At 63.5% G+C, this 26485-nt stretch carries 23 protein-coding genes; 15 read left to right on the top strand and 8 right to left on the bottom strand.

Annotated elements, in window-relative coordinates:
* The first annotated feature begins 159 nt into the window (after positions 1-159).
* Positions 160-1107 carry a LipP1 family hormone-sensitive lipase gene (gene lipP1, locus IVA98_RS03280; RefSeq protein ID WP_247297134.1) on the top strand — a complete coding sequence of 316 codons (948 nt, stop codon included), beginning with the start codon at positions 160-162 and terminating at the stop codon, positions 1105-1107.
* A gap of 11 nt (positions 1108-1118) precedes the next feature.
* Positions 1119-2126, top strand: coding sequence for a bile acid:sodium symporter family protein (locus tag IVA98_RS03275; RefSeq protein ID WP_247297136.1), 1008 nt, complete (start codon positions 1119-1121; stop codon positions 2124-2126).
* Between the two features lie 602 nt (positions 2127-2728).
* Here the strand turns inward: IVA98_RS03275 and IVA98_RS03270 are convergent.
* Complete coding sequence (locus IVA98_RS03270; RefSeq protein WP_247297138.1) at positions 2729-2866, bottom strand: hypothetical protein; 138 nt, start codon at positions 2864-2866, stop codon at positions 2729-2731.
* 483 nt (positions 2867-3349) lie between these two features.
* Entirely contained in the window at positions 3350-3973 is a 624-nt protein-coding gene (locus IVA98_RS03265) for a LabA-like NYN domain-containing protein (RefSeq protein ID WP_247297139.1), read from the bottom strand.
* Positions 3974-4472: 499 nt separating this feature from the next.
* Between IVA98_RS03265 and IVA98_RS03260 the strand changes: the two genes are divergently transcribed.
* Positions 4473-5210 carry a hypothetical protein gene (locus tag IVA98_RS03260; RefSeq protein ID WP_247297141.1) on the top strand — a complete coding sequence of 246 codons (738 nt, stop codon included), beginning with the start codon at positions 4473-4475 and terminating at the stop codon, positions 5208-5210.
* 231 nt (positions 5211-5441) lie between these two features.
* Here the strand turns inward: IVA98_RS03260 and IVA98_RS03255 are convergent, their stop codons facing one another.
* A complete protein-coding gene (locus IVA98_RS03255) occupies positions 5442-6380 on the bottom strand; it encodes a GlxA family transcriptional regulator (protein WP_247297297.1) in 939 nt (312 codons plus the stop codon).
* Positions 6381-6471: 91 nt separating this feature from the next.
* On the opposite strand from IVA98_RS03255, the gene IVA98_RS03250 reads away from it, so the two are divergent.
* Positions 6472-7158 carry a DJ-1/PfpI family protein gene (locus IVA98_RS03250; RefSeq protein ID WP_247297142.1) on the top strand — a complete coding sequence of 229 codons (687 nt, stop codon included), beginning with the start codon at positions 6472-6474 and terminating at the stop codon, positions 7156-7158.
* A gap of 437 nt (positions 7159-7595) precedes the next feature.
* Here the strand turns inward: IVA98_RS03250 and IVA98_RS03245 are convergent, their stop codons facing one another.
* Positions 7596-8006, bottom strand: a complete 411-nt coding sequence (locus tag IVA98_RS03245) for an NADH:ubiquinone oxidoreductase subunit NDUFA12 (RefSeq protein WP_247277255.1) — start codon at positions 8004-8006, stop codon at positions 7596-7598.
* A 241-nt stretch (positions 8007-8247) separates the two neighbouring features.
* Between IVA98_RS03245 and IVA98_RS03240 the strand changes: the two genes are divergently transcribed.
* The 3 genes from IVA98_RS03240 to IVA98_RS03230 all read left to right on the top strand — a co-directional run bounded on the left by IVA98_RS03240 (position 8248) and on the right by IVA98_RS03230 (position 11814).
* On the top strand, positions 8248-8913 hold the full coding sequence (locus IVA98_RS03240; RefSeq protein ID WP_247297149.1) for a BA14K family protein: 666 nt from the start codon (positions 8248-8250) through the stop codon (positions 8911-8913).
* 226 nt (positions 8914-9139) lie between these two features.
* Positions 9140-9562 carry a response regulator gene (locus tag IVA98_RS03235; protein ID WP_247297150.1) on the top strand — a complete coding sequence of 141 codons (423 nt, stop codon included), beginning with the start codon at positions 9140-9142 and terminating at the stop codon, positions 9560-9562.
* A complete protein-coding gene (locus IVA98_RS03230; protein ID WP_247334718.1) occupies positions 9559-11814 on the top strand; it encodes a CHASE3 domain-containing protein in 2256 nt (751 codons plus the stop codon). Before IVA98_RS03235 ends, IVA98_RS03230 begins: the two co-directional genes overlap by 4 nt.
* Before the next feature lies 1 nt (position 11815).
* Here the strand turns inward: IVA98_RS03230 and IVA98_RS03225 are convergent, their stop codons facing one another.
* On the bottom strand, positions 11816-12712 hold the full coding sequence (locus tag IVA98_RS03225) for a DMT family transporter (protein WP_247297152.1): 897 nt from the start codon (positions 12710-12712) through the stop codon (positions 11816-11818).
* A 759-nt stretch (positions 12713-13471) separates the two neighbouring features.
* On the opposite strand from IVA98_RS03225, the gene IVA98_RS03220 reads away from it, so the two are divergent.
* From IVA98_RS03220 to IVA98_RS03200, 5 genes are all read left to right on the top strand, one after another.
* Positions 13472-17248: a vitamin B12-dependent ribonucleotide reductase gene (locus IVA98_RS03220; protein ID WP_247297153.1), complete on the top strand. Its 3777-nt coding sequence runs from the start codon at positions 13472-13474 to the stop codon at positions 17246-17248.
* A 114-nt stretch (positions 17249-17362) separates the two neighbouring features.
* Positions 17363-18526 carry a Druantia anti-phage system protein DruA gene (locus IVA98_RS03215; protein WP_247334711.1) on the top strand — a complete coding sequence of 388 codons (1164 nt, stop codon included), beginning with the start codon at positions 17363-17365 and terminating at the stop codon, positions 18524-18526.
* Positions 18514-19647: a hypothetical protein gene (locus tag IVA98_RS03210; protein WP_247354273.1), complete on the top strand. Its 1134-nt coding sequence runs from the start codon at positions 18514-18516 to the stop codon at positions 19645-19647. The genes IVA98_RS03215 and IVA98_RS03210 overlap by 13 nt, the downstream gene beginning before the upstream one ends.
* 13 nt (positions 19648-19660) lie before the next feature.
* Positions 19661-19996: an ASCH domain-containing protein gene (locus tag IVA98_RS03205; RefSeq protein ID WP_247297158.1), complete on the top strand. Its 336-nt coding sequence runs from the start codon at positions 19661-19663 to the stop codon at positions 19994-19996.
* Positions 19997-20028: 32 nt separating this feature from the next.
* Complete coding sequence (locus IVA98_RS03200; protein ID WP_247354272.1) at positions 20029-20544, top strand: ParB N-terminal domain-containing protein; 516 nt, start codon at positions 20029-20031, stop codon at positions 20542-20544.
* Between the two features lie 121 nt (positions 20545-20665).
* Here the strand turns inward: IVA98_RS03200 and IVA98_RS03195 are convergent, their stop codons facing one another.
* A complete protein-coding gene (locus tag IVA98_RS03195) occupies positions 20666-20932 on the bottom strand; it encodes a DUF2312 domain-containing protein (RefSeq protein ID WP_025575662.1) in 267 nt (88 codons plus the stop codon).
* Positions 20933-21041: 109 nt separating this feature from the next.
* Between IVA98_RS03195 and IVA98_RS03190 the strand changes: the two genes are divergently transcribed.
* From IVA98_RS03190 to IVA98_RS03180, 3 genes are all read left to right on the top strand, one after another.
* Complete coding sequence (locus IVA98_RS03190; RefSeq protein WP_247297171.1) at positions 21042-21824, top strand: class I SAM-dependent methyltransferase; 783 nt, start codon at positions 21042-21044, stop codon at positions 21822-21824.
* 283 nt (positions 21825-22107) lie between these two features.
* Positions 22108-23085, top strand: coding sequence for a hypothetical protein (locus IVA98_RS03185; protein ID WP_247297298.1), 978 nt, complete (start codon positions 22108-22110; stop codon positions 23083-23085).
* 425 nt (positions 23086-23510) lie between these two features.
* Positions 23511-24308 (top strand): transglycosylase SLT domain-containing protein, encoded by a 798-nt coding sequence (locus IVA98_RS03180; RefSeq protein ID WP_247354271.1) that lies wholly within the window; start codon positions 23511-23513, stop codon positions 24306-24308.
* Between the two features lie 144 nt (positions 24309-24452).
* On the opposite strand, the gene IVA98_RS03175 is transcribed toward IVA98_RS03180, so the two are convergent.
* Positions 24453-24959, bottom strand: a complete 507-nt coding sequence (locus tag IVA98_RS03175) for a hypothetical protein (protein ID WP_247297175.1) — start codon at positions 24957-24959, stop codon at positions 24453-24455.
* An 800-nt stretch (positions 24960-25759) separates the two neighbouring features.
* On the bottom strand, positions 25760-26395 hold the full coding sequence (locus IVA98_RS03170; RefSeq protein ID WP_247297177.1) for a cell envelope biogenesis protein TolA: 636 nt from the start codon (positions 26393-26395) through the stop codon (positions 25760-25762).
* Positions 26396-26485: the final 90 nt, after the last annotated feature.

Raw genomic sequence — 26485 nt, 5'->3', positions numbered from 1 at the left:
TACGGCGGGGGAAGGGCGGTATCCCTGCCCCCCCCCGGCGCCGACTGGCCAGACCGGCCTCCCGATGGGATAGTCGGAGGACAGCCCCTTCCCGGGAGGCGGGCATCGCCGTGCGAAACGACATCCAACCAGAACTGGAAACCCAGAAGGCCGCTGCCCATGCCCGTTGTGCTCGATCCCGATGCTGCTGCCGTCTACAAGGCCTTCCAGGAGGCGGGCCGCCCGGCCTACGAGACCCTGACCGCACCGGAGGCGCGCGCCTATTATTCGCAGGCGCGCTTTGCCACCAACCCCGAGCCGCCGGAGCTCGCCCGCGTCGCAGAGCTCGCGATCCCGGCGCCGCATGGGGTGATCCCGGCGCGCCTCTATGTTCCGAACGAGCCGCGCCGGCACGACGGCCTGTCGCCGGCGCTCGTGTTCTTCCATGGCGGCGGCTGGGTCATCGGCGATCTCGACTCCCACGACGTTGTCTGCCGCCAGCTCGCGGTCGAGGGCGCGCTAATCGTGATCTCGGTCGACTACCGCCTTGCGCCTGAGCACAAGTTTCCCGCCGCACCCGAGGACGCTATCGCCGCGACCGGATGGGTCGCCGCCAATGCGCGCGAGCTCGGTATCGACGCCTCGCGCCTCTCGATCGGCGGCGACAGTGCCGGGGGCAATCTCGCCGCGGTCGTCGCGCTCGCCGCGCGCCACGGCAACGGTCCCGCGCTCGCAGGACAGGTGCTGATCTATCCGGCGACCGATTTCGCCATGACGCACGGCTCCCACAGCGAGCCCGAGACCAGCGTGCTGCTGACCCATTCGGTGATCCGCTGGTTCCGCGACCACTATCTCAACGGCGCCGCCGACATCCATGACTGGCGCGCCTCGCCGGCGCGCGCGACGAGCCTTGCCGGCCTGCCGCCGGCCTACGTACTCACCGCCGGTGCCGATCCCCTGCGCGACGAAGGCGCCGAGTACGCCGAGCGCCTCAAGCAGGCCGGCGTGCCCGTCACTTACAAGCATTATCCCGGCCAATTCCATGGCTTCTTCACCATGGGAAAATTGCTGCGAGAGGCCAATGTCGCCGCGCGCGAGATCGGCGCGTGGTTGAAAGCATTGGGCTGAACGCCGTTTGCATGGCCTCTCTTCTTCGATCATTTTTCGCCCTCCCCCTGCGCGGGCTGACATGGCTCGGCGGCCAAGGCACCCGCGCGGTGGCGGCCATCGTGTTCATCGCCGTCGCCGTGCCGCCGCTCGGCGCGCTGCTGCGCCCCTATGTCACCGAGGCGATCTTCCTTCTGCTCTGCATCTCCTTCATGCGCGTCGATCTCGTGGCGCTGTACGGACATCTGCGCCGGCCGGCGCTGGTCGCAGCTGCCACCGCCTGGACCACGATGGGCGTGCCGCTGATCGTCGCCCTCGCCGCTTACGTGACCGGGCTCACCACTAGCTCGCCCGGCCTTGCGCTTGCGCTGATGCTCCAGGGCACGGCCTCGCCGATGATGGCCTCGCCGGCGCTCGCCGCGCTGATGGGCCTTGATGCCACCTTGGTGCTGGTCACGCTGGTGACCTCGACCGCGCTCGTGCCCTTCACGGCGTCCCTGTTCGCGAGCCTCTTTCTCGGCGGCATGCTCAGCATCTCGCCGCTGACGCTCGGCCTCAAGCTGCTCGGCATCCTCGCTGCCTCTCTGCTTGCCGCGACGACCATCCGTCGCCTGTTCGGCACCGACACGATCCAGCGCCACAAGCGGCCGATCGACGGCCTCAACATCATTATCCTGCTGGTGTTCGCCTCTGCGGTGATGGGCGACGTCGCCACCGACCTCGTCGCCGATCCCCTCTTCACGATCGCCGTCGCGCTGCTCGCGTTTATGGTCTACTTCACCCTGCTTGCCGTGACGACGCTGATCTTCCGTCGCGTCGGCACCGAACGCGCCTTCGCGATCGGCCTAATGGTGTCCCAGCGCAATCTGGGCCTGATGCTGGCAGCAACCGCCGGCGCGCTGCCGGCGTCGACCTGGCTCTATTTCGCGCTGACGCAGTTTCCGATTCATCTTGCGCCGTACATGCTGATGCCGATCGCGCGGCGATTGACCGCGCGCGCAGATACTTCCGACGGAGCAACGGCAAGTAGCGCTACCTAAGCAGTGCGCATAATCCAGGATGTCTGCTTCCGCGCGTAATTGGACCGGGGCCCACGCTGCGAATGTCCTCTGTACCCCGAATCAGACTTTCAGTGCAGCATTCGGCTACAACGCCAGTTACGCGGGCCACTGTTTAACTGTTTAAATCCCACATAGCCTGCTTATACCTTTAATTCGCAGGCCGCCGGCGAAGCGTCTGCCACGGCTCCTAACAGTGGGCAGACTGGGGCGGAGGCCAAACTTCGTCCCGCTTTCGTCTCGCTGCTTTCCATTATGCGCGAGTAACCGCACGTCGAAGTCCTGAGTGAGTCCAATGCGGGTTCAATGTTGCGGTGACTGAGCGTCCTCAAACGGCTCTTGATCTGCGGCCCACTTTGGCACGCCGTCTTCGGCCGATTGTTCTCGCTTCTACGTTTCGGAGCCTTCTTCGAAGCGTCTCCACTTCTCTAAGCTCCGCCACGATCGCTTGCAGACGTTCGCGCAGGACAGCGCAAGTATAAACCTGACCAGTGCTGGACATTGCTGCCTCAGAATATGATTTGAACTCAGAAGTCGACGAAAACACCAAGAACACCAAGGAAGTGAATATTCGCGGCCGAAACTCAGTGAGCTAAAGCTGCAGTCGCCAGATGCTCCCAGTACTCTGCCTCGGCGAGCAATTTCCAGCTTCTCTCAGGATAAAGCGCGGCAGTCTGCCGGCAAAGTGACGCCATTGCGCGAAAGCGGCGGGCAGCTTCCATTCCAACCTCCCGTGTTTTCCCCAACATATTTTTTTATTTTGTGGTGGAGTCATCACGATTATCGAACATAACTAAATTTGTTATTTTGTCGCAGTTAATTTGGTTCTGACACCGTGCCGCGCGTGAACTATTTTCGCTTTTGGCTTCACATCAATTTCGAATGCTTCGGTACTAGGTCGTGTTGCGCCCCGATTGCGCATCTCCGCCCGATCGCGCCTCCCCGCGGGAGCGAGCTGGGCGGCAACACAGCTATGCAAGCTCGTGAGCGAGCATCCTAATGTCAGAAACCGAACCGACTGCCACCCGCGAACTCCTCTCTAATTGATCCGTTGCTGAGAACCTGAATCTTATTGGCGATTTAGCCCGGCGCAAATGCCGGGCTTATTCGCCATGCTCATCTCTGCGCCCAGCTCGAAGAACGACCATGTGCGTCGGCACCCGAGCCTTACCAGCGGCCATTCCACCAACGGTCTCGTTCGCAGCTCACTCCTCGAGCAAGCTATCATTTCCCTTGGGCCCCGTGATGGTCTGACCTGGTGCCGGGCGATAGCGCAACTCGCGCTCGCGAGGTGCCGGGCGATCAGACGGGTCGCGGCCGAGCTTGGATTGTAGCTCGACGAGGTCGGTGAAGACGTCGGCCTGGCGGCGCAGCTCGTCGGCGATCATCGGCGGCTGGCTGGCAATGGTGGAGACCACGGTGACCCGCACGCCGCGGCGCTGGACGGCCTCGACCAGGGAGCGGAAGTTGCCGTCACCCGAGAAGAGCACCATCTGGTCGATATGCTCGGCGAGCTCCATGGCGTCCACGGCGAGCTCGATGTCCATGTTGCCCTTGACCTTGCGGCGGCCGGAGGCGTCGATGAATTCCTTGATCGCCTTGGTGACGACAGTGTAGCCGTTGTAGTCGAGCCAGTCGGTCAGGGGACGGATCGAGGAGTATTCCTGATCCTCGATGATGGCGGTGTAATAGAACGCCCGCAGCAACGTTCCCTGGCTCTGAAATTCCTTCAGCAGGCGCTTGTAATCGATGTCGAAGCCGAGCGTCTTGGCCGTGGCATAGAGATTGGCTCCGTCGATGAAGAGCGCAATCCGGTTGGAAGATGACATGATGCCTTGACTTCTGGGACGAGGTGGCATGCCGCGGGCTGAGTGCACATTAACGAAGGCGGCACGTTCAACCCCTTTAAAGGCCCATGCTATACCGGCGATCATTAGCCTTCAAACGATTTGCTGTGAGCCGAAGATTAATTCGCAATATCCAAAGCACGAACAAACGTCTCGGATGAGACAGCGCATCTGCATGGATTGGGCGGCCCGGGTATTCTCGACCTGCCCGCAACTGCTGCAATCAAATCCTTATGCGCTTCCGTGCGCCATTTCCGCAGACCTATTGAGCCCCACCCGCCTGGCGGCAGGAGGGGCTCAACCACATGAGCTGGCCACTGCATTTTGCAAGCGGGAGATGCTGGAGCGGGTTTGGATTCGGCCCAGGATCTCCCAGCGGGTACACAATGAATCCATGGCGCTGCCAAATTTGAGCCGCATCGCGGCCCATCTTGCCGCGAAGGGTCGAGCTGGTAGGGGGGCGCAACACCGGGAGTTTTCGATGTCCGGTTATTTGCGGCTTTGCTTGACGAGTTTGGTTCTTGTTGGAGCTCTTGCAGCGACACCTGCGTTTTCCAACCCTTTTGCCGACCTTTTCGGTAACGCTTCGCGCGAGCCCGCGGCAAGCCCTCCCGTGCAAGCGGAATGCTTGCCGCGGCCCGGCGACTCGACCGGCGCCGGCCAACACTGGGTCTATCGGCGGGACGGCCACCGCAAATGCTGGTTCCTGGCCGAGGGTGTCGCGCGGGTGCAAAAGCCGGCGCATCGTCGCGTCGCCAACCGCGGCGCCAATCCCGACCAGAACGAAGCCGCGCGGCTCAGGCGCAGCCCGGTGGTTGATGCACGTGCGGAGTTGCAACGCTCCGCACCGGCAGAGGGGGTCCAGCCGATGCCGCCTGCACGCGAAGTCAAGGTGGCTGATGCCGCCTTCGTTGTCGGCACGGGCACGACGGCCGTGATGCCAGCCGCACCTTTCACGGATCTTCCCACCGGCCAGTACACGTCCGAGCATTCCGTGCCGTTCCAAATTGACGTGGAGAAGCCCCTCGCGCCGGTACGCGACGCGGCCGCCGCCTCGGTGCCACCGGCTATTCCGGTGGGCATGCCCCCTGCGGAGGCGGGCCATGAAGGAAAGGGTTGGACAGCAACCTGGCTGGGCTTGCTGCTGATGGTCCTGGGAATCGGCTCTGTCTTAAGCTCGAGCCGTGCGCTGCGCGAAGCGGTGCTGTTGCGCAGTTGAGGAACGAAGCGCCCGGGGCCACACCAGGCGGAGGAGGCGGATGCGAAGCTGCCGCGCCGCCTGATCGGTGACTCAATCTCGAGGAGGTCGACGGCAGCGCCGGCGGCGTGACGGCCGCAAACATTCCGCACGTCTTCGAGAACTCGCGCCGACGTCTCAGGCACGGTATCCGCCGCCTTTCAAATGCCAATGCGTTGGACCGCACACGGCGAGGTCCCGCCCTCGCGCGCCCTAACCTGCCCGTGCCGCGCGCCGCAGCGCCTGAGGCGGCTGGCCGAAGGCGCGGATGAAGGCGCGCCGCATTCGCTCGGGGTCGCCGAATCCGGTCACTTCGGCGACGAGCTCGATCGCCTCGCGCGAGGACTGCACGCGCTCGCGTGCCGCTTCGAGCCGCAACCGCTCGATTGCTTTGGATGGCGTCGTGCCGGTCTCGGCGGCAAAGGCGCGGGCGAAATGTCGCGCGCTCATGCCGGCGCGATCGGCAAGGTCCTCCACCGTCAGCGGCGCATCGAGATTTTCGCGCGCCCAGGACAACAGCGCGCCGAAGCGGCCGTTCGGCGCCTTCAGCTCCAGCAGCGAGGAGAATTGCGACTGGCCGCCGCTGCGGCGATGATAGAGCACGAGCTGGCGCGCGGTCTGCTGCGCGATCTCCTCGCCGTGGTCCTCGGTGACCATCGCGAGCGCGAGATCAATGCCCGCGGAGATGCCTGCCGAGGTCCAGACATTGCCGTCGCGGGTGAAGATCTGGTCCGGCTCGAACTTCACCTTGGGATATCGCGCGACGAAATCGCGCGTCCGCCCCCAATGAGTGGTGGCGCGGCGCCCATCGAGCAGGCCGGCTTCGGCCAGCACATAGGCACCCGAGCAGACGCTGGCGACCCGCACGCCACGCCGCGCCAGCCGCTGCACGAAGGCGCGCGTGACCTCACAGCGCGCGGCGTCCGCGACGCCCACGCCGCCGGCCACGACCAGGGTCGTGATCGCATTCGCCGGCTTGAAATCGCGCGCCATCATCTCGACTCCGGACGAGCTGCGCACGAGCCCCGCTTTCGCCGCCAGCACGCGAATGCCGGGGGCCATGCCGGTGCAGCGCGCGGCGACCTCGAATGCCGAGATCGGGCCTGCCGCGTCGAGCAACTGAAAATCCGGGAAGATCAGGATGCCGATCATAGTCATGTCCGAAATTGAGGGAATTATGCCATTTCGGACGGAATGGCACCATGCGATCCTGCCGGCGTCAAGCTCATTCTCGGAGGCTCCCATGTCGTCACCGCTCCAGATCGGACTCCTGGTGTTTCCGCGCGTCACCCAGCTCGATTTCACCGGACCCTTGCAGGTGTTCGCCATGCTTCCGGGCGCGAAGCTGCACTTGATCTGGAAGCGGATCGAGCCCGTGCCGAGCGATTCCGTGCTGACGCTGACGCCGACCACGACCTTTGCCGACTGCCCGCAACTCGACGTCATCTGTGTGCCCGGCGGCGGCGGCACCAACGACCTGCTCAACGACGAGGAGGTGCTCGATTTCCTGCGCTGGCAGGCCGAAGGCGCCAAATACGTCACCTCGGTCTGCACGGGATCGCTGGCGCTCGGCGCCGCCGGCCTATTGAAGGGCTACCGCGCCGCCACCCATTGGAGCGCGATGGAGATGCTCGGCCAGTTCGGCGCAACGCCGACCAGGACACGCGTCTGCATCGACCGCAACCGCATCACCGGCGGCGGCGTCACCGCCGGCATTGATTTCGCGCTGACGCTGGTCTCGATCCTGGTCGACCGCACCACGGCGGAAGCAATCCAGCTCCAGATGGAATACAATCCCGCCCCGCCGTTCAATTCAGGCTCGCCCGACACCGCGCCTGCCGAGGTGCTGGCCCTGCTCCGCGAACGCGGCGCGCAAAACCAGGCGCGGCGGCTCGAGGCGGTGAAGCGCGCAGCGGAGCGGATGGCGTAGCCTGCGCTCTCGCGTCCCGGACGCGCCCAACATGTAGCGCTGCGCTGCGTCTGGGGCACGCGCACTTCGTGCTGGTCCCCCAAAGAAATTCGTGCTGGTCCCCCAAAGAAAAAGGCCGCTCGGTTTCCCAAGCGGCCTTTCCTGTCTTACGGCGGCTGCACATTCCATCGGGCGATTTCGAACTTCCAGACCGGGGGCCTATCTCCGCGATCGAGTCCTGGTCGGCGGCCGCTGCATCTCGGGACAGTCGCGAACTGTTGCCCGAACCGAACGCGATGGTCTCCCATCTCCGTAAGATGGGACCATTGAGCCGCATCGCTGGCGGGAGCGCAACGCCGGCGCAAGCGGCATCCCCGCTGTTCCCGTTGTCCCCAGCGGTACGAGACGGATGCGCGTGCATCCAGTGGCGCGATGAAGATTCGCGTCCGGGCAGACGCTCAGTTGGCGGGGGTCCAGGGCTGATAGTCGCCGGTCGCCTTCGGCCGCCGGCCGCTGGCAAGGGTCGAGCCCGAAGGACGGTAGGCCTTCGGCGTACCGGTGAGATTCGGCTGGTGCGGCTTTTCCCACTCGCGCGGCTGATAGTTGGTCTCGGTCGGCGGCACATCGACGACGTGATGGATCCAGCCGTGCCACGACGGCGGAATGCGGCTCGCTTCGGCATAGCCGTTATAGACGACCCAGCGCCGCTCGAAGCCGAGCGTCGGATCGATCGCCCCGCCGCGGGTGCGATAATAGAGATTGCCCTGCTCGTCCTGGCCGACCAGCTCGCCGTACCGTTTGGTCCAGAGCTGGGTGCCAAACGTCTGGCCATTCCACCAGGTGAAGAACTTGAGAAAGAATTGTTTCATGCGGCAAGGGCCCTGCTTACTCGGGTCCTGATGCCATCCGAACGGCAAAATGTCCAGTTCGGAGGGTCCGTCGGTGCCTCCGCAGATCCGGCTACCGAGCAAGATCTGCCGCAAAGCGGCCGCGATCCATTCATCCCGGGTACAGCGGCAGCGGCTGAAGCTCTCTTTCGCACGCAAACCGGCGTGATCCCAGGAACCCCAACGCTTTCATAGGGTTTGCTTCCGGGAAAGGAGTTTGACCATGAACAGTCTGAAATACCTGAGTGCTGCCGCGGCGATGGCGTTGGTTCTTCCCTTGGCGAGCCCGAGCTTCGCGCAGAGTCGTGCCGCCGTGGTCGGAGCGGGCGGCGCCCATGTCGGCGGTGGCGGCGGTGGCGGCGGTGCTCATTTCGGCGGAGGCGGTGCGCGCATGGGCGGTGGCGGCGCCGCGTTCCAGGGCGGTGGCGGCAATTTCGGGGCCGGCGCAGCGATGCGACCAAGCGGCGGCGGTTTCGCGGCCGGCACCGCGATGCGTCCAAGCGGTGGCAGTTTCGCGGCCGGCACGGTGAGCCGCCCCGCGATGTCGCCGTCCTTCAGCGGCAGCCGCAGTGTCGCAACCGCGGGCAACTGGCAGGGCGGGGGCAACTGGAGCGGTCGCCACTGGCATCATAGGCACGGCGGCTTCTGGCCCGGCTTCGCGGCAGGTGCGGCGATCGGCGGCCTCGGCTCGTACGCCTATTACGGCGGCGGCTATGGCTATTACGACGACCCCTATTACTACGACAGCTATTATGATGAGCCAACAGTGGCCGTGGTGCCGGACGGCGGCGGCGACTCGTCCACTTATTGCGCACAGCGCTACAAGTCGTACGACCCGGCATCGGGTACGTATCTCGGCTATGACGGCCGGCGGCATCCTTGCCCGTAAGCCGATCTGTGGCATTTGAAGCAAAAGGCGTCGCAGCGATGCGGCGCTTTTCTCGTATTGGTCGTGCGCTTCACTTGCTGCGCGCCTATTTCGGACCACGCTTCATTCAAAGGGACCTTTATTCACCGCGCCGTGCATACCCCTTGCCATCCAATCCAAAATTGACCCGACCTACGATTCGCGGATATCACCATCACAGTGGGGACCTCGATTGCTGGGAAGTGTCATGCCGCGTATTCTCGTGGTTGATGACGATCCGATGGTCGGTGCGACCATCGAAGTCCTCCTCCAACGTCAGGGCTTCGACGTCACGCTGACTGACGGCGGAGAAGCGGGATTGGCTGCGCTCGAAACTCAGGCTTTCGACGTGATGCTGGTCGACATCTTCATGCCGCACATGCGCGGCTTCGAGTCCATCCGCATCTTTCACGAGCGCGCGCCGGCTACGCCGCTGATCGCGATGTCCGGCTACGCCTTCGCCTCGTCCGCCTCGCCTTCCCCCGACTTTCTCCGCATGGCGCTGGAGCTCGGCGCGACCCGCTGCCTGCGCAAGCCGTTCACCCCGGACGCGCTGCTGACCACGATCCGGGAATGCCTCGCCGGTGCCGCCGAGAGCGCACAGCCGAAGGACAAGAAAGAAGCCCCTTGATTCCAACGCAGCGCGTCATTCTCGGTGCTGGACTTGCCATCCTCCTGATCATCACCGCAGCCTCGATCGCCCTCGACTTCAAGTCGCGGTCCGATGCGGCTTGGGTCAACCAAGCCGTCCAGGTGCAGAAGAAGATCTCCGACCTGCGCGTGCTGCTGCGCCGTGCCGAGAGCGCCGCGCGCGGCTACGAGCTCTATCGCAGCGCGGGTTTCAGCGATGAGTTCCAGGCAGTCCGCGCCCGGATCGGGCCGGCCCTCGCCGAGCTCAAGCGCGACGTGCGCGACCATCCCGATCAGGTCGCGCTGCTGGAGGGCACGGAGCCGCTGGCACTGCGCCGGATCGAGATCGCCGCCGCGGCGATGCGCCTGCGCACTGAGAACGACCAGTCCGGCATTGCCGCGCTTAACGGCAAGGCCGAGGGCCGCGGCCTCATGGACACGGTGATGCGCAATCTCGACCATCTGAGCGCCGAGGAAGAACGCTTGCTCACCGCGCGCTCCCAGGATTCGCGCCGCACCGGCATCGTGCTGCTCGGCATCGACGTTGCGGGCGCCGTGCTGATCCTGCTCCTTGTCGGGCTGGTGATGCGCGAGAGCCGGCGGACCACGGTCGCGCTCCAGAGCACGCTGACCGAGACCACGGCCGCCAAGGAGGCGCTCGAGGCAGCGGTGGCCGAGCGCACCGAGCATCTGGTCGCAGCCCACGACGAGCTGCGCCTGTCGGTCAACGTGCTCCAGAGCACGTTTCGCAGCATGGCGGAGGCGGTTCTGGTCATCGATGCCGAGGGCACCGTCCTGCTATCCAATCCGGCCGCCGAGCGCATGTTGTTGCATCGCGCCGGCATGAATTTGCGCAATCTGCGCGCGCTGTCGGATGTGTTTCACGGCGACGGCGTCACGCCGCTGAAGGCCGACGAGCTGCCGTCGACGCGCGTGCTGCGCGGCGAGCAGTTCGAAGAGCTGGAGATGATCGTCCGCCCGCACGGCGACAATTCTCCCCGCCATCTCATGATCAGCGGCCGGCCGATGCGGGATGGGCAAGGTAATATCTCCGGCGCTGTACTGGTTTATCACGACGCCACCACCTCGCGCGAGACAGAGCGCCAACTCTATCAGTCGCAGAAGCTGGATGCCATCGGCAAGCTGACCGGCGGCGTCGCGCACGACTTCAACAACATGCTGACCGTGATCTCCGGCAACACGGAGACGCTGGTGGCGAGCCTGAAGGACCAGCCCGAGCTCCAGCGCACGGCGCGGCTGATCGACGATGCCGCCGAGCGCTGCGCCGACCTGATCCAGCATCTACTGGCGTTCGCGCGCAGGCAGCCGCTGCAGCCGCGCAACGTCGAGATCAGCGCCGCGGTCGCGGACATCGCAAAGCTCCTGCGCCCCACTCTCGGCGAGCAGATCCAGATCGAGACCGTGCTGGAACAGGGGCCGATGACGGCGCATATCGATCCGTCCCGGCTCACCAATGCCGTGCTCAACATGGCGATCAACGCTCGTGACGCCATGCCGAACGGCGGCAAGTTGCTGTTCGAGGCCCACCGGGTCGAGCTCGACGAGGCCTATGCGCAGAACAATCCGGACGTCCGGCCCGGCCCTTACGTGATGCTCGCCGTCAGCGACACCGGCACCGGCATGCCGGCCGAGGTCCAGCAGAAGGCGTTCGAGCCGTTCTTCACCACCAAGGAAGTCGGCAAGGGCTCGGGCCTCGGCCTCTCCATGGTCTACGGCTTCGTCAAGCAGTCTGGCGGCCACATCAAAATCTACAGCGAGGAAGGCTACGGCACCACGATCAAGCTCTATCTGCCGCCGGGCGAAGGCACGGTGGACGTGGCCACTCCCGTCGCGCCGCAGGCCCAAGGCGGCGCCGAGACCATCTTCGTGGTCGAGGACGACACCTTGGTGCGCAACTTCGTCACTGCGCAGCTGCAGAGCCTCGGCTACAAGACGGTGGCCGCGGCCGACAGCCGGGCCGCGCTGCAATTGATCGAGGCCGGCCAGCCGTTCGATCTGCTCTTCACCGACGTCGTCATTCCCGGCGGCATGAGCGGCCGCGAGCTCGCCGAGGAGGTGGCCAGGCGCCGGCCCGGCCTGAAGGTGCTCTACACCTCCGGCTATACCGACAACGCCATCGTCCACCACGGCAAGCTCGACGACGGCGTGTTGCTGCTGACGAAACCCTACCGCCGCAACCAGCTCGCCGCGATGATCCGGAAGGCGCTCGGCGGCGGGATGCCGGCAACCTAAATTAACGCGTCGCCAGCACCACGGCAGCCAGCGTGAAGATCAGCGCGGCGATCTGGCCCGCGCCGAGCGGCTCGCCGAGCGCGATCGCCGAGGCGACGACGCCGATGACCGGCACGGCCATGGTGCCGATCGCGGCGACCGAGGCCGGCAGGCGCGCGAGCGCGGCGAACCAGCTGACATAGGCGATGCAGAACTGCACCACGGTCGAATAGACCAAGAGCCACCAGCCGAGCGGCGTCACCCGCGACAGATGCGTGGTCTCGACCAGGAGGCCGATGATCGAGATCGGCAGGCAGCCGATTCCGATCTGCCAGGCCGCCGCCGTGATCGGCGGCAGGCGGATCGGGTACTTTTTCGAGAACACCGTGCCGACGGCAAAGCCGAACGCGCCGCACAGCGCCATGATGATGCCCGGCAGCTTTTCCGCGCTGGCGGCAATGCCGTTGCCGCCCATGATCGAGGCAAGGCCGGCAAAGGCCATGGCCAGCCCCAGCGTGCGCAAGAGGGTCGGCCGCTCCCCCAGCACCGGCCAGGCGATGATCGAGGCCCAGACCGGCATGGTGTAGGCGATCAGCGCCGCCTCGCTCGCCGGCAGCCAGAGCAGCGCCAGGCCCATCAGCACCATCCAGCCGGTGACATTGAGCACCGCGGCGGTCAGTAAGCGCGGCCAGACCGCGCCCTCGACCCGCAGGCTCTGCCGTCGCACGACCGCGAGCAGCGCCAGCAGCACCGCGCCGAGCACGCCGGTGACCCCGCGCAGCGTCAGCGGCGGCAGCTCGGCGAGCAGGAATTTCGTCACCGGCCAGTTGAAGCCCCAACCGATCGAGGTGATCGCGAGGAACATGAGGCCGGCCGGGGCGATGCGCGGCCGCGCATCCCGGCGGGTCGAATCGTGCATGGGGGTTGGTCCGGCAAAATCGAAGGTCAGCTTGGCGCGGATTCGCTGCGCAAACCACCACCTCGGCGGGCATGCCTGCCCTCACCTTCCGTAGGGCTACGTGAGTCCCGCTGACGCAATCCCATCGGCCAAAAATATACCTGCCCTGTGAACAGCGGGATGAAGGGTTGCAAACAGTGCACCATGCAAATTTTTTCGGTTGGGAATCCCTGAGGACTCACTGATACTTGGCTCCACAACAGGCGCGGCCGAAACCCCTGTTATCCCCCACAATCCACCATATTTAGTATTTGATTCAGGAACTCGCACTAGTTCTTGACGGGCGCAACGGAGAGTCCTAGCTTTCGGTCCGTTCGGCGCGAGTGAGTTTGCGTCCCGCCGGCACTCCCCCAAAGGGTCTCGCAAATCGACACTCCGCCCGCCAGCCAAAGGCAGCGGATGAGGGCTTGTCTGCCCTTTGATGGAGGACGTTTCGGACGCCAGAACGGGCCGGCAACAGGCTCGCATGGCGACGGTTGAGGTGACGGTGGGGCGTTGAACGCATGTCGGGCTCATTCCCTTGGGGGCGGATGGGCCTGGACATGCCGGCGGATGTGAGGTGCGCGCACCGAGCAATCCCGTCGGGAGAACAAGGGCCGGGTTCACCGGCTGAACTGCGATGCCCGAGCCCGAACGGCCAAAGGGACTCGCGAAGCGAAATGTCGATCGGAACGCCTGAATGGAGGCGGTTCGGTCAAATATTAAGGACGGGGCAAGACCATGCGGATTGAGCGGCGCCATACCACTTCGGGACAGTCACCTTATGCGGGAATCGATTTCCGGCTGACCACGTCGGAGATTCGCAATCCCGACGGCTCGGTCGTGTTCAAGCTGGAGAACGTCGAGGTGCCGACCGAATGGTCGCAGGTCGCCTCCGACGTCCTCGCCCAGAAATATTTCCGCAAGGCCGGCGTCGCCGCGCGCCTGAAGAAGGTCGAGGAAGAGTCCGTCCCCTCCTTCCTGTGGCGCTCCGTGCCCGACACCGAGGCGCTTTCTGCCCTGCCTGAGAAAGAGCGCTATGTCAGCGAACTCAGCGCAAAACAGGTGTTCGACCGCCTCGCCGGCTGCTGGACCTATTGGGGCTGGAAGGGCAAGTATTTCTCGACTGAGGAAGACGCCCAGGCCTTCTTCGACGAGCTCCGCTACATGCTCGCCATGCAGATGGTCGCGCCGAACTCGCCGCAATGGTTCAACACCGGCCTGCACTGGGCCTATGGCATCGACGGCCCCGGCCAGGGACATTATTACGTCGACCCGTTCACCGGCAAGCTGACCAAGTCCAAGTCGGCCTATGAGCACCCGCAGCCGCACGCCTGCTTCATCCAGGGCGTCGGTGACGACCTCGTCAACGAGGGCGGCATCATGGACCTCTGGGTCCGCGAGGCGCGCCTGTTCAAATACGGCTCCGGCACCGGCTCCAATTTTTCGCGCCTGCGCGGCGAAGGCGAAAAGCTCTCCGGCGGCGGCCGCTCGAGCGGCCTGATGAGCTTCCTCAAGATCGGCGACCGCGCCGCCGGCGCCATCAAGAGCGGCGGCACCACGCGCCGCGCCGCCAAGATGGTCGTGGTCGACGTCGATCACCCCGACATCGAGACCTATATCGACTGGAAGGTGAAGGAGGAGCAGAAGGTCGCCGCCCTCGTCACGGGATCCAAGATCAACCAGAAGCACCTCAAGGCGGTGCTGAAGGCCTGCGTCAATTGCGAAGGCTCGGGCGACGATTGCTTCGACCCCGAGAAGAACCCTGCCCTGCGCCGCGAGATCAAGCTCGCGCGCCGCAGCCTCGTGCCTGACAATTACATCAAGCGCGTCATCCAGTTTGCCAAGCAAGGCTACAAGGACATCCAGTTCGACACCTACGACACCGACTGGGATTCGGAAGCCTACCTCACCGTCTCCGGCCAGAACTCCAACAACTCGGTCTCGCTGAAGGACGATTTTCTGCGCGCCGTGGAAACTGACGGCGACTGGAATCTGACGGCTCGCACCTCCAAGAAGGTGACGAAGACGCTGAAGGCGCGCGACCTCTGGGAGAAGATCGGCCACGCCGCCTGGGCCTCGGCCGACCCGGGCCTGCATTTCAACACCACGATGAACGACTGGCACACCTGCAAGGCGTCCGGCGACATCCGCGCGTCCAATCCGTGCTCGGAATACATGTTCCTGGACGACACGGCGTGCAACCTCGCTTCCGCCAACCTGCTGACGTTCTACAACACCACGACGAAGCATTTCGACGTCGAGGGCTACGAGCATCTCTGCCGGCTCTGGACCCTCGTGCTCGAAATCTCCGTGATGATGGCCCAGTTCCCGTCCAAGGCGATCGCCGAGCTCTCCTATGAATTCCGCACGCTCGGCCTCGGCTACGCCAACATCGGCGGCCTGCTGATGACCATGGGCCTGCCCTATGACAGCAAGGAAGGCCGCGCGCTCTGCGGCGCCCTGACTGCGGTGATGACCGGCATCACCTACAAGACTTCGGCGGAAATCGCCTCCGAGCTCGGCACGTTCCCTGGCTACAAGAAGAACGCCGCGCACATGCTGCGCGTGATCCGCAATCACCGCCGCGCCGCCCATGGCGAGTCCTCCGGCTATGAGGCGCTCAGCGTCAACCCGGTGCCGCTCGACCACGCCTCGTGCCCGCAGCGGGACCTGGTCGCTCATGCCAAGGCGGCCTGGGATGCGGCGCTTGAGCTCGGCGAGCAGCACGGTTATCGCAACGCCCAGACCACGGTGATCGCGCCGACCGGCACGATCGGCCTCGTCATGGATTGCGACACCACCGGCATCGAGCCCGACTTCGCGCTGGTCAAGTTCAAGAAGCTCGCCGGCGGCGGCTACTTCAAGATCATCAACCGCGCGGTCCCCGCAGCGCTGCGCGCGCTCGGCTATCGCGAGAGCGAGATCGCGGAGATCGAAGCCTACGCCGTCGGCCACGGCTCGCTCTCCAACGCGCCGGGCATCAACGCCTCGACCCTGAAGGCCAAGGGCTTCACCGATGAAGCCATCGCCAAGGTCGAAAAAGCCCTGCCGACCGCCTTCGACATCAAGTTCGCCTTCAACAAGTGGACCTTTGGCGAAGACTTCATCCGCGACCAGCTCGGCATCGGCGCTGAAGCCATTGCCGCCCCCGGCTTCGACCTGCTCCAGGCCGTGGGCTTCACCAAGCGCGAGATCGAGGCGGCCAACGTCCACATCTGCGGCGCGATGACGGTGGAAGGTGCCCCGCACCTCAAGGCCGAGCACTATCCGGTGTTCGACTGCGCCAATCCGTGCGGCAAGATCGGCAAGCGCTATCTCTCGGTCGAGAGCCACATCCGCATGATGGCGGCGGCGCAGCCCTTCATCTCGGGTGCGATCTCCAAGACCATCAACATGCCGAACGACGCCACGGTGGAGGACTGCAAATCCGCCTACATGCTGTCGTGGAAGCTCGCGCTGAAGGCCAACGCGCTCTATCGCGACGGCTCCAAGCTCTCCCAGCCGCTCAACTCGCAGCTCATCAGCGACGATGAGGACGAGGACGATGCGATCGAGCAGCTCTACGACAAGCCGATGGCGGCGCGTGCCGCCCAGGTCTCGGAGAAGATCGTCGAGAAGCTGGTCGAGCGCATCATCGTGATGCGCGAGCGCGAGAAGATGCCGGATCGGCGCAAGGGCTACACCCAGAAGGCCGTCGTCGGCGGTCATAAAGTGTACTTGCGCACCGGCGAGTATGACGACGGCCGTCTCGGCGAGATCTTCATCGACATGCACAAGGAAGGCGCCGCGCTCCGCTCCTTCATCAACAACTTCGCCATCGCGGTGTCGCTCGGCCTGCAATACGGCGTGCCGCTGGACGAATATGTGGATGCCTTCACCTTCACCCGCTTCGAGCCGGCGGGCCCCGTGCAGGGCAACGACAGCATCAAGTACGCGACCTCGATTCTCGACTACGTCTTCCGTGAGCTCGCGGTGAGCTATCTGTCCCGCTTCGACCTCGCCCACGTCGACCCCAACGAGACGGGTTTCGACGCGCTCGGCAAGGGCGTCGAGGAAGGTAAGGAGCCGGACGAGGACGGCGGCCACCACGCGACCAAGCTGGTCTCGCGCGGCCTTACCCGCTCGCGCACGGACAAGCTGGTCGTGATGCGCGGCGGCTCGACCGCGGTCTCGCAAGGCAACGACAGCGCGCCTGCCGGCGGCAGCCGCGTCACCTCGCTCGCCTCCCACGGCGCCACCGCCCGGAGCGCCGGCGACGCCCTCGAAGGCGCAGTCGCGCTGAAGCAGGAAGCGAGCCACGATCTCTCCCCCACGGAGAAGCTCGAGCAGCTCCAGTGGAGCAAGGCCGGCAGCGCCGGAACGGTCGCGGTCCCCAGCAAGGCCGAGCGCCGCGCGGAAGCGAAGGCCAAGGGCTACGAGGGCGAGATGTGCTCGGAGTGCGGCAACTTCACGCTGGTGCGGAATGGCACGTGCATGAAGTGTGATACTTGCGGTAGCACGACGGGGTGTTCGTAGCGGTTATAAACCGCCTGGTCTCATGCCGCTGTAAACCACGAGCAGTACCCTGCTCGTGGTTTACAACTATTCAGCAGCATGACTTTATTCTATCAACCAGTACGCTCAGAGCGAATGCGCAGCAACGACACCGTTCTCCGACAAAAAAAGGCTGTCTTTCGGAGGAACCTACGCGAGGATCTGAAGGCGGCGGGTTATCGCGTCAGGCTTTCTGGTAAATCTGATTGGAAAGTAACGGCGCCAAGTCGCAAAGCCCAAGAGCGGGCCATGCGGGGACTAAGGTTTGAACAAATTGAACTGGAGCGGTCGTTCGCCGAGAGGCTGGAAGCCAAGGGGATCCTAAATCTTCTAGGCGACGCTACGATCCAGGTCCAAGACATCAATCCAGAGATTAAGATTTGCCGCAGCGTCGCCGATCACGAACTATTCCGGTACGCCAAGCTGTTTCAACATGTCCCGACAACCAATCGCGTCGGGCGGCAAGTTAGGTGTCTCGTCTACGACGTTGGGCAGGCGCCTAAGCGGCTGATGGGAGTGTTTGAGCTATCGAGCGGACCGTACACGATGGGTGCTCGAGACGCCTATTTGAATTGGTCCGGCGTTGACCGGAAGGGCGTGAAGGATCGCGGATTGCGCCGACTGATGGACTTAGCCACCATTGTGGCGCTGCCGCCCTACAACATCCTACTGGGCGGCAAGCTTATCGCCTCTCTCGCCATGAGCGACGTGGTGGTCAGGGAGGTCCGAAGACGTTATCGGTCAGAGCTGCTGGGCGTTGTGGCGACCTCTGCGACGGGGCTGCACTGTGCAATCCTCAATCGGATCGGCCTAAGACCAGGCGGATTGTTCTCGCGCATCGGCCAGACCAGCGGTTATTCTACCTTGGGATTTAGTCCGAGGACGCTCGGGGCTGCTCGCGCATTCCTGCCAGGCTTTGTCAGTGCGCCAGAGGGCGAATTCTCCAAGTCTGTTCGGCCGATCCATGTGCTGCGTGTCGCAATGCGCAATTGCGGCATTGGCTCCAGCACCATCTTGCAAAGCTCTTACCCTAAGGGTGTTTACCTGGGAGTCCTCCATACGGCTGATCTAGACGCTTTGAGATCCGGCCGCGGACGCAGGGCTCGTGGAGTGGCAATCGAGACTATCCTAGCGTATTGGAAGGCGAAGTATCTGGCCAAGGCAGTCGTGTCGGGAAGTCGTCAGGAAGCCTTGCGCAGTTTCGTCCGTTCAGGGCCGATTCCTGTTAGCCGGAGGAAGCGAACTAGATGTTCTGGGTAATTTTCGACAGCAGCACCAAGCGGGAATATTACCAGGATGTACATAACTTGCTGGCTATGCCCGCAGGTTGCGTCATCCCATACGACTACAGAACGAAGTATTTTTCGCCACGGGCGTTGGCGGAAATGGAAGCGCGGCGCGGCGGCAATCAGGTTTTGCTGGTCTACGCACAATCCAAGAGTTACCAAAAAAACGGCGACCCGCCGGCAGGTACGATACCGTTCGCTGACGGGTTATGGGTTGGAACTCGCCTGGCCACACTTCGCAGCGCCGCGTTCTCCGTCGATCAGTATTACATCGACCTGCAGTTGGAAGGTTACCCGGCGCCGAACGAACATGCGCTATCCGAGATACTGCGTCCGTTGATTGAGGGCAATGAGGCGCCCTTCTCGAAGTGGATCGCGGTATCGGAAGGAGACGAGCACTTCCGCAGTTTGCGGGCCGGTGCCGATGCAGAAAATTGGGCTGCCATCATTAACAAGTTGGGTGTCGCGCCCTCGCAGTTCGCTGGCGATTCTTTTTGGAGGGTCGCGAAGCTCGTATCTGGTGAGGATGCGATCGGGATCAAGCCGCACATCGAGGAGCGCCCCTCGTCAAGCGGTTTGAAGAGGTCGCGGTCCGTCTTTACCGTAAATGGGCTAGATCAGGTTGGCATCGAAGTCGAAAGCCGACAGCCCCAAGCGGAGGAAGATTCGAACGCCCCAGAAGGAGAACCGTGGGCGATCTCGATTTCTTGCGATGCAGAGCCCCTCTCCGCGTTCAAAGGAAAATCGCTACCGCTACGTAGATTTCAGCATGTATCGGTGGAAGGCCAAATCGCCGCGATCGACAGCTTCCGTCCGCAGGATTGCAAGTTGCATCTAACTACAGGCCCTACACCCGAAGGGAAATACCCGATCGGCCCCAACTTCTCCCTGGATCTTCGCGCGACGATGGACCCGTCGAGGATGAAGTTGGGAGTTTTATCAGGGGTCCTGGGGGCGGCCGGTGTAGTGATTGGCGCTGTTCTGGCCAAAGATCACATAGATTGGGGCATAATCTCGGTGGTGGTTGGCGTTCTACTGAGCGTCACGTCCTATTCCACCCTTACGGGCAAGTTTAAGCTTCCAGGCGCAAAGTAACACGGAGAAGTAGATGGCTATCGTGAACAGACAGTTCACCTATAAAAAGCGCATCAAGGTGAGCGTTGAGGATTTTCAGGCCGCTCGCGAGGGCAAGAAAACGGCCACGATCCGTTTAGGCATCGCGGCAGTTGAGGGGGAAAATATAGACCTCACCGACGGAGCGAATTCGCTCAAAGTCAAGGTCATCTCGGTTGCGACTGAACCCTACAAGGCGCTTTCTGATCAGCACGCGCAGTGGGAGGGCTTTCAGAACGTCACCGAGCTTCAGAAGGATCTTGAGAAATATTATCGAAAGATCGATCCAGAGCAGCCGATCACCACAATTAGGTTTGAACTTGCAGGGTAGCTGCGCGGGCCCGGTAGAAGCGGAGTGAAGTCATGCCCAAACGGGAAAGCTTCCCGATCGAGAAGATCTTCGTTCCCACGAAGCAGAAGAAAACCATCAAGCCCGAGGTCGTCGGGGAGATCGCGGAAAGTATTCTGGACATCGGACAGCAGGCTCCCATTTCCGTTTGGCGCGACGGAGACCGCCTCGTTCTAGTCGAGGGACTGCATCGGCTCGAAGCCTGCAAGGCGCTCGGCGAGACGACCATCATCGGTGTCCTGGTCCCGGCCGAGCTTGCTCAGCACAAGCCGCAGCTCGCCGAACGACCCGAAGTGGAGGCAGAGCGCATCAAGATGGCGCGATTGAAACAATTACGCCTCGAGAAGGAAGCCGCAGACGCATCGACTTCTGCCTTGAAGAGCGCTGGCGCAACGCAAGCGCCGCGCACCCGTTCGATGAAAGGCGTCCGCGACAATCCGAAGGCATCGCCGGGCCGGACTGCGGGATCGGCACGGAAAACATTGTCGGACTGGATCACGCAGCAAAAGGGAAGCGGCGGGCGCTATTGATGGCCCGGATTGCAGCGAGATCGAACCAAAAGCCCGATCATAAATCGATCAGCCCGTCGTCGTTCTGGGGCATCGATAGCCGCAAGCCGCGGCTATCTCTCCTTGCATTACCGCGATCCTCTCACGCCGCTTTCGCCTGCTCCGGCGACGCCGTCTCCATCGCGCGCATGTAGAGATCGAGCAGGCTTTCGCGCTCATCGCGCTCGTTCTTGTCTTCCTTGCGCAGCTTGATGATCTCCTTGAGGATTTTCACGTCAAAGCCCTCGCCCTTGGCTTCCGCGAAGACTTCCTTCTTCTGTTCGCTCAACTCCTGCATTTCGCTGTCGAGGTTCTCGATCCGCTCGACGAAGGAACGGATCTTGCCGCCGGGAATGGTGATGTCGGACATGGTGCCTCTTTGCTGACTGAGATCGTGAAAATGCCCGCAAAGAAATGACCAATGTGTTAACCTCGCAGCCCGCGCATTGCCTGCTGACAAGCGCCGAGGGAGCGGTTCCATGCCCGAGCTTCGCTTCGATGACGGCGCCGCCTATGAGCAGGTGATGGGTGTCTGGAGCCGTTCGGTCGGCGAGATCTTTCTCGACTGGCTTAGGCCACCACAAGGGCTGCGCTGGATCGATGTTGGCTGCGGCAATGGCGCCTTCACCGAGCTCATTCTTGCACGCTGCGCGCCCAGCGACGTGCAGGGCATCGATCCCTCTGAGGGACAGCTCGCGTTTGCCCGCAGGCGTCCCGGCGCGCGCGGGGCCGTGTTTCAAACCGGCGATGCCATGGCACTGCCCTTTGAGGTGGAAAGTTTCGATGCCGCGGTGATGGCATTGGTTCTCGTGTTCGTGCGGACCCCCTCGAAGGGTGTCGCGGAATTGGCGCGCATCGTTCGTCCCGGCGGCCTCGTTGCGACCTACATGTGGGACATGCTGGGCGGCGGATTTCCGCTCGATCCGATCCTCGATGAGATGCACGCGATGGGGCTGTCGCCGACGCGTCCGCCGCATATGGAAGTGTCCACTCTTGCGGCGCTTCAGGGCCTTTGGAGCGCGGCCGGGCTGCAGCAGATCGAGACCCGGGAGATCACCGTGCAGCGGACGTTTGCCGATTTCGACGAGTTCTGGAATGTGGAGACGAAGGCCCCCTCCACCGCACCCGTGATCGCGGCCATGCCGGCGGCCGACGTCGCCGCGCTCATGCAGCGCGTGAGGGCGCGCCTGCCCGCCGACACGGACGGCCGCATCACCTGCAGCGCCCGCGCGCACGCGATCAGCGGACGCAAGCCGCGCTGAAGATGTGGGGAGGCAGGAATTCCTATGACAACCCGCAGGAATCACGGTGACAGTGCATTAGATTCGTCCGCCATCCGCCCTGCCGAATCTCGGCTCGATTCACGCTTGGTCGGTGTCAATTAAGTGCACTTGCATCGTAATTCGTGCGCCGGAGGCGTTAGCGGCCTCGCTCCGTCGCGCTCCCGAGCCCGCCACAATTTTTCCTTTGCACACGCGTTGTGTTGGACAGCGGCGAGACCTATCCTTGCAGTGATCGGACCGCCTCCCATTGACGCCCGACCGGATGGAGAGCGCATCGGTGCCTGAAACGAACGACCCCAGCCCTGATACCCACAAGCCTGGTGCCGACAAGCCTGACACCGCCAAGCCGGATGAGGCGCGCGCCGACGGCGGGCTGGCGCGGGCCTATGACCGGATCAAGAGCGCAGAGGAAGACCTTGCGCGGCTGGACCGGCTGGTTTCCGGAATGGAACGCAACAGCGAAGGCCAGCGGGCCTCGCACGCAAGTCTTGGTGCGACGGCAGCCGCAACTTCCGGAAACAAGGCGGCGCCTGATGCCAAGGTTCGCGATCAAGGCATGAAGGGAGACCGGACCCTGGTGCGCGCTTTGGTCGGCCTGGTGCTGGCGATCGGCTTTCTCGGAGCCGCCTTCGCGTCGCAATATCGCGATGAGGCCAAATCGATCGGCACGTCGATCATGGCACGATGGGTTCCGTCGGCCGCGAGCAGGCCCCCGCCCGTGGTGGAAAGTCCGGCGCAGCCGCCGGCAGTGCAACTGGCTGCTGCGGACGAGTCGAGCCCGCTGCCCGCGCCGCCGATAGCTAAGGAAACGGACAGCGCCCCAAAGCCTGACGCCACAGCGCCTGACCCGTCGTCGTCCGATCTTGCGCAATCGCTCAAGGCCATCACGAGCGAACTTGCGAGCATCAACGGCAAGCTCGAGCAGCTGAAGAGCCGCAACGAGCAGAGCCTGCGTGAGCAGGCCGACACCATTCAACAGCTCAAGGCGGCGCAGGAGAAGGATGCGGCGGACAATGCGCGACTCGCCGCGCAGGTCCAGGCGCTGCAGACACAACTCACCGCTTCGTCCGCGTCTGCAGCCGCGAAGCCCGTCGTGCGAAGCGTGACGAACAACGATGCGGCTGCGCATGCCCGGCCGCATGTATCAGCGGCCGAACCCCGACGGCCCAGACCGCCGCGAGGCCCCTGGATGCCTCCGCCGCCCTACATGGTTGAACCTTACGGCTATCCGGATTGGTGAGCCCGCAGGGCAGGCTTTTTTTTCCGAAGGCGCGATTGGATTTAAGGCCCGTAGGATAGGGCCATTCTGCGAGCTACCGGCCGAAACGAACGTGTAGTCGATACCCTGCTCGACCTGCCGCGTCGTGCCGTTCCGATACGTGAAGGTCCAGAACACCTTGTATGACACGCTGTGCCGGCGATCGTCGTCCTCGATCACGATGCCGGAGTACCTGTGCTGCGCTTCATGATCCGGTACCTTCGACCGTGGATGTCAGAGAGGATGCGATTCCGAATCCGTTGACGGGCTCCGCCTTGCTGATGTTGACGCCATGAGCCGCGAGCGAAAAGTGCGCACCGGTTTTCCGCAAAGATCATGCTCAAACAAATAGCCTAGATTGCGTTAACCAAGTCCATCATCTGCGCTGGTCGCACTCCCGAAACGGCATGGCAAAAAAAAGCAAGCGCCTCCTCTCTCGCCTTCGCAAGCTCCGGCGAGGCGCCCGGTGGATGCGCAAGACATTCGTGCGATCACCGCGGATGGTTCGGATCGCGGCCGGCGCGGCAATCCTGCTTGCGGCCATCGCGCTTGTGAACATCGCCTATCAGTTGATCCGCAAGCCGACCGAGCTGTTCGTCCTTCTCGGACATGCCCTCGACAAGGAGCCGGCGGAGACGTGGGCGCATTACGGGCCGCTCTTCCGCACCTATTCCACCGCTGTTATCACGCCCGAATTGCTGGCCGCGCTGGCGCAGGTCGAAAGTTCCGGCAATCCCGTCGCGCGCACCTATTGGCGCTGGCGATGGAGCTTCAATCCGCTCGCGATCTACCGACCGGCCTCCAGCGCCGTCGGTCTCTACCAGATGACCGATACCGCCTTCACTGAAGCGGCCCGGTTCTGTGTCCGCGGCAACGCGGTCACGGAGACGGCTTGCGGGTTCAACAGCTTCTACATCCGCGCGATCCCGAGCCATGCCGTCGAGCTGGCATCGGTGTATCTGGACCGCCAAGTGGCCTTGGTCCTCACCCTCGCGGGCGATATCAAGTCAGGCGCGCAACAGAAGCAGGATCTGGCCGCCTTCATCCATCTCTGCGGCGCAGGTCCCGCCACAGCCTATGCGCGCCGCAAGTTTCAGATGCTGGTCGGCGAGCGCTGCGGCGATCACCTCGTCGCAAGCTACGTCGCCAAGGTCAACGCGATGAAGCGGCAGTTTCAGCGCCTTGCGGCTGGTGACGGCGATTAGATGATGCGTTTCGCAGACCGTAGGATGGGCGGAGCGACTTGTCCGCCGTAGCTCGACGAGCGGAAGCGATACTAACGACGCTGCGCGCGACGACGGGTTTCGCAACAGCTCGACCCATCCTACGAACTAAGCTCTACGCGCGCCTCACCGTATCTCGCTCATCGTCACCTGTCCGGCGATCCCGCTCAACTCGGGCTCTTGTGGCGCAAGCTCCTCATCGGAAGACGGGCCTACCGAGACTTCGGCCATTCTACGCTTGACCTGTTCGCAAGTCTTGCGGACGTCCTCGGTGAACAGCGCGCATTCTTCGATGCGCTTAAAGATCTTCCGTCCCTCTTCACGATAGCCCGCCGCCGTCTCCCGCATGAAAGCGATCGCATCATGGACCTGGGCTGTCAGCGCCTCGCATTTGTGCGCGGCGTCGATCAACTCGGTGCCCATGGCCTCGATCTCTTTTGCAGCGGACTCGTAGTCGCGAATGACCGCCTCTGCACTGAGCGCGCCGACGCGCGACACGCCCGCGGTGTGCTCGACGTAATCAGGCAGAGCAATGGAAGTAATAGAGCTTCCCGAGCGTACCGACGCAATGTCCGCTTCGAGTTGGACCAGATTCACTCCGTCCCGTCTGCGCAATTGTTCAACACTTGCCATGATTGATCCTCCCAATACGCAACCCCGAACCCTTAACAGCATTGGGTTTATTACGGGGATAAATGTCGTTCTACCTCAATGAATCCTTGACAGTCTCAGGTTTGCCATTTTCCTAATCGCTGACGTCGCACGCAGCGATGTTGAACCTGGGCGCGCTCAACCAGTTCTGGTCGCGGGTTGGCGGAGATGGGAGGTGCGCAAGGACTCGAGTTCTCGAGCGAGAAATGAGCGGTCGAGTAAGCGTGGCCCGGGGCGCGCGTGGCGAAATCCGGGTGTTGTGCCCGCGCATTCGGCGCGCGGCCTATCATCGGCCGGCGTTTTGCGCCGACCGCAAGCCGGTCAGTTCAGCGTCCGTCGATGGCCGATCACCACATGCCGCAGAATCTGATGGGTGTTCACCACCAGTACGGCCACCGCCACCCCTCATAGCGGACCCACGACGAAACCAGTGGCGGGCCGTATGGATCGACCCGGTCGTCTTCAGGACGATAGCGATATCGTGGAACGATATAGTAATCCCACGGCGTTGGCCTGAGCACGGGCGCCGTAACGATAAGTCTCTGCTGGGGTTCACGAACGACTTGCGCCTTCCGCGGCCGGGCTTCAGCACCTGACGTTCCAAGGCTGCACAGCACCAGGGCCGTTCCGAGCGCACACGCGGCGGTCATTGTCTTCATGCGTTGGCCTCCTTCCCGCCAGAGTGCTCAAGGAGGCAAAGCAAGGCAAGCCTAATTCGTTTTCGACTTGCTCGAACGCCCCCTGCCGGCTTTGGCGACTCCGGCCGCTCCGCCAGCAGCCGCCTACTCCCGCGCCCGACGCACCGCCTCCTCCAGCTTCATCCTCTGCTTGTCCCACCGGCTCTGCTCCGCCTCCGCACGTTCATCGAGGGCAGCCCGCTCGGCTTCGATCTCTTCGGTGTGAGCCTCGTGCTCGCGCCTCGCCTTGTCCAGCGCGGCTTGCGCGCTCGCGACCGCCTTGTCGCGGCGCGCGCGCTCCTTGGCGCGGGCGGCCTCCTCTTTCCTGCGCTCGGCTTCGCGCTGCCGCTCCTCCTTCTCGAACGCCGCGGCGGCCTCGCGCGCCTGTCGATCGTCAATCTTGTGGGACGATGTCTTTGCCGTCTTGGCCGGACGCTTGCTTGGCTTGGGCTTACGTTTCGGCTTGGCCTCGCCGTCGGCGAGATCGGTCGGCAGTTCGGCGCTTTCGGTGAACGGGCCGTCCGAGCCGACCGGACGCCTGAGCACAACCCCGGGGCTTGCCATGGTCGCGGCGACGATGTCGGGGTCGTCGGTCTCTTTCGCCACGCCTTGATGGAACAGGTTGGAGCTGGCGCCCCACGCCTCCAGCGCTGCCTTCATCGATGGCGCGGCGACCGCCTGGTCGTAGAAGCCGAGCGAAGTCTGGTAGGTCTTCAGTTTTCTTTTGAGTTTTTTTGGCATCTCGCCCCACGGCCTGGCGACGTATCAGCTTCCCGTCGCACCGGGCGCCATCATGCCAGTTTGCCCCTGTTTTGCCCGACAAGTCAAACG

The sequence above is a fragment of the Bradyrhizobium sp. 160 genome (assembly GCF_023073735.1).
In the GTDB taxonomy this organism is placed as follows: domain Bacteria; phylum Pseudomonadota; class Alphaproteobacteria; order Rhizobiales; family Xanthobacteraceae; genus Bradyrhizobium.
The sequence above is the reverse complement of the archived record's forward strand: the minus strand, read 5'-3'. Positions and strand labels throughout refer to the sequence as shown.

Bases quoted from the DNA above. Each gene is read 5' to 3' on its own strand.
- lipP1 (WP_247297134.1), top strand. From the start codon at position 160: ATGCCCGTTGTGCTCGATCCCGATGCTGCTGCCGTCTACAAGGCCTTC.
- IVA98_RS03275 (WP_247297136.1), top strand. From the start codon at position 1,119: ATGGCCTCTCTTCTTCGATCATTTTTCGCCCTCCCCCTGCGCGGGCTG.
- IVA98_RS03270 (WP_247297138.1), bottom strand. From the start codon at position 2,866: ATGGAAGCTGCCCGCCGCTTTCGCGCAATGGCGTCACTTTGCCGGCAG.
- IVA98_RS03265 (WP_247297139.1), bottom strand. From the start codon at position 3,973: ATGTCATCTTCCAACCGGATTGCGCTCTTCATCGACGGAGCCAATCTC.
- IVA98_RS03260 (WP_247297141.1), top strand. From the start codon at position 4,473: ATGTCCGGTTATTTGCGGCTTTGCTTGACGAGTTTGGTTCTTGTTGGA.
- IVA98_RS03255 (WP_247297297.1), bottom strand. From the start codon at position 6,380: ATGATCGGCATCCTGATCTTCCCGGATTTTCAGTTGCTCGACGCGGCA.
- IVA98_RS03250 (WP_247297142.1), top strand. From the start codon at position 6,472: ATGTCGTCACCGCTCCAGATCGGACTCCTGGTGTTTCCGCGCGTCACC.
- IVA98_RS03245 (WP_247277255.1), bottom strand. From the start codon at position 8,006: ATGAAACAATTCTTTCTCAAGTTCTTCACCTGGTGGAATGGCCAGACG.
- IVA98_RS03240 (WP_247297149.1), top strand. From the start codon at position 8,248: ATGAACAGTCTGAAATACCTGAGTGCTGCCGCGGCGATGGCGTTGGTT.
- IVA98_RS03235 (WP_247297150.1), top strand. From the start codon at position 9,140: ATGCCGCGTATTCTCGTGGTTGATGACGATCCGATGGTCGGTGCGACC.
- IVA98_RS03225 (WP_247297152.1), bottom strand. From the start codon at position 12,712: ATGCACGATTCGACCCGCCGGGATGCGCGGCCGCGCATCGCCCCGGCC.
- IVA98_RS03220 (WP_247297153.1), top strand. From the start codon at position 13,472: ATGCGGATTGAGCGGCGCCATACCACTTCGGGACAGTCACCTTATGCG.
- IVA98_RS03215 (WP_247334711.1), top strand. From the start codon at position 17,363: ATGCGCAGCAACGACACCGTTCTCCGACAAAAAAAGGCTGTCTTTCGG.
- IVA98_RS03210 (WP_247354273.1), top strand. From the start codon at position 18,514: ATGTTCTGGGTAATTTTCGACAGCAGCACCAAGCGGGAATATTACCAG.
- IVA98_RS03205 (WP_247297158.1), top strand. From the start codon at position 19,661: ATGGCTATCGTGAACAGACAGTTCACCTATAAAAAGCGCATCAAGGTG.
- IVA98_RS03200 (WP_247354272.1), top strand. From the start codon at position 20,029: ATGCCCAAACGGGAAAGCTTCCCGATCGAGAAGATCTTCGTTCCCACG.
- IVA98_RS03195 (WP_025575662.1), bottom strand. From the start codon at position 20,932: ATGTCCGACATCACCATTCCCGGCGGCAAGATCCGTTCCTTCGTCGAG.
- IVA98_RS03190 (WP_247297171.1), top strand. From the start codon at position 21,042: ATGCCCGAGCTTCGCTTCGATGACGGCGCCGCCTATGAGCAGGTGATG.
- IVA98_RS03185 (WP_247297298.1), top strand. From the start codon at position 22,108: ATGGAGAGCGCATCGGTGCCTGAAACGAACGACCCCAGCCCTGATACC.
- IVA98_RS03180 (WP_247354271.1), top strand. From the start codon at position 23,511: ATGGCAAAAAAAAGCAAGCGCCTCCTCTCTCGCCTTCGCAAGCTCCGG.
- IVA98_RS03175 (WP_247297175.1), bottom strand. From the start codon at position 24,959: ATGGCAAGTGTTGAACAATTGCGCAGACGGGACGGAGTGAATCTGGTC.
- IVA98_RS03170 (WP_247297177.1), bottom strand. From the start codon at position 26,395: ATGCCAAAAAAACTCAAAAGAAAACTGAAGACCTACCAGACTTCGCTC.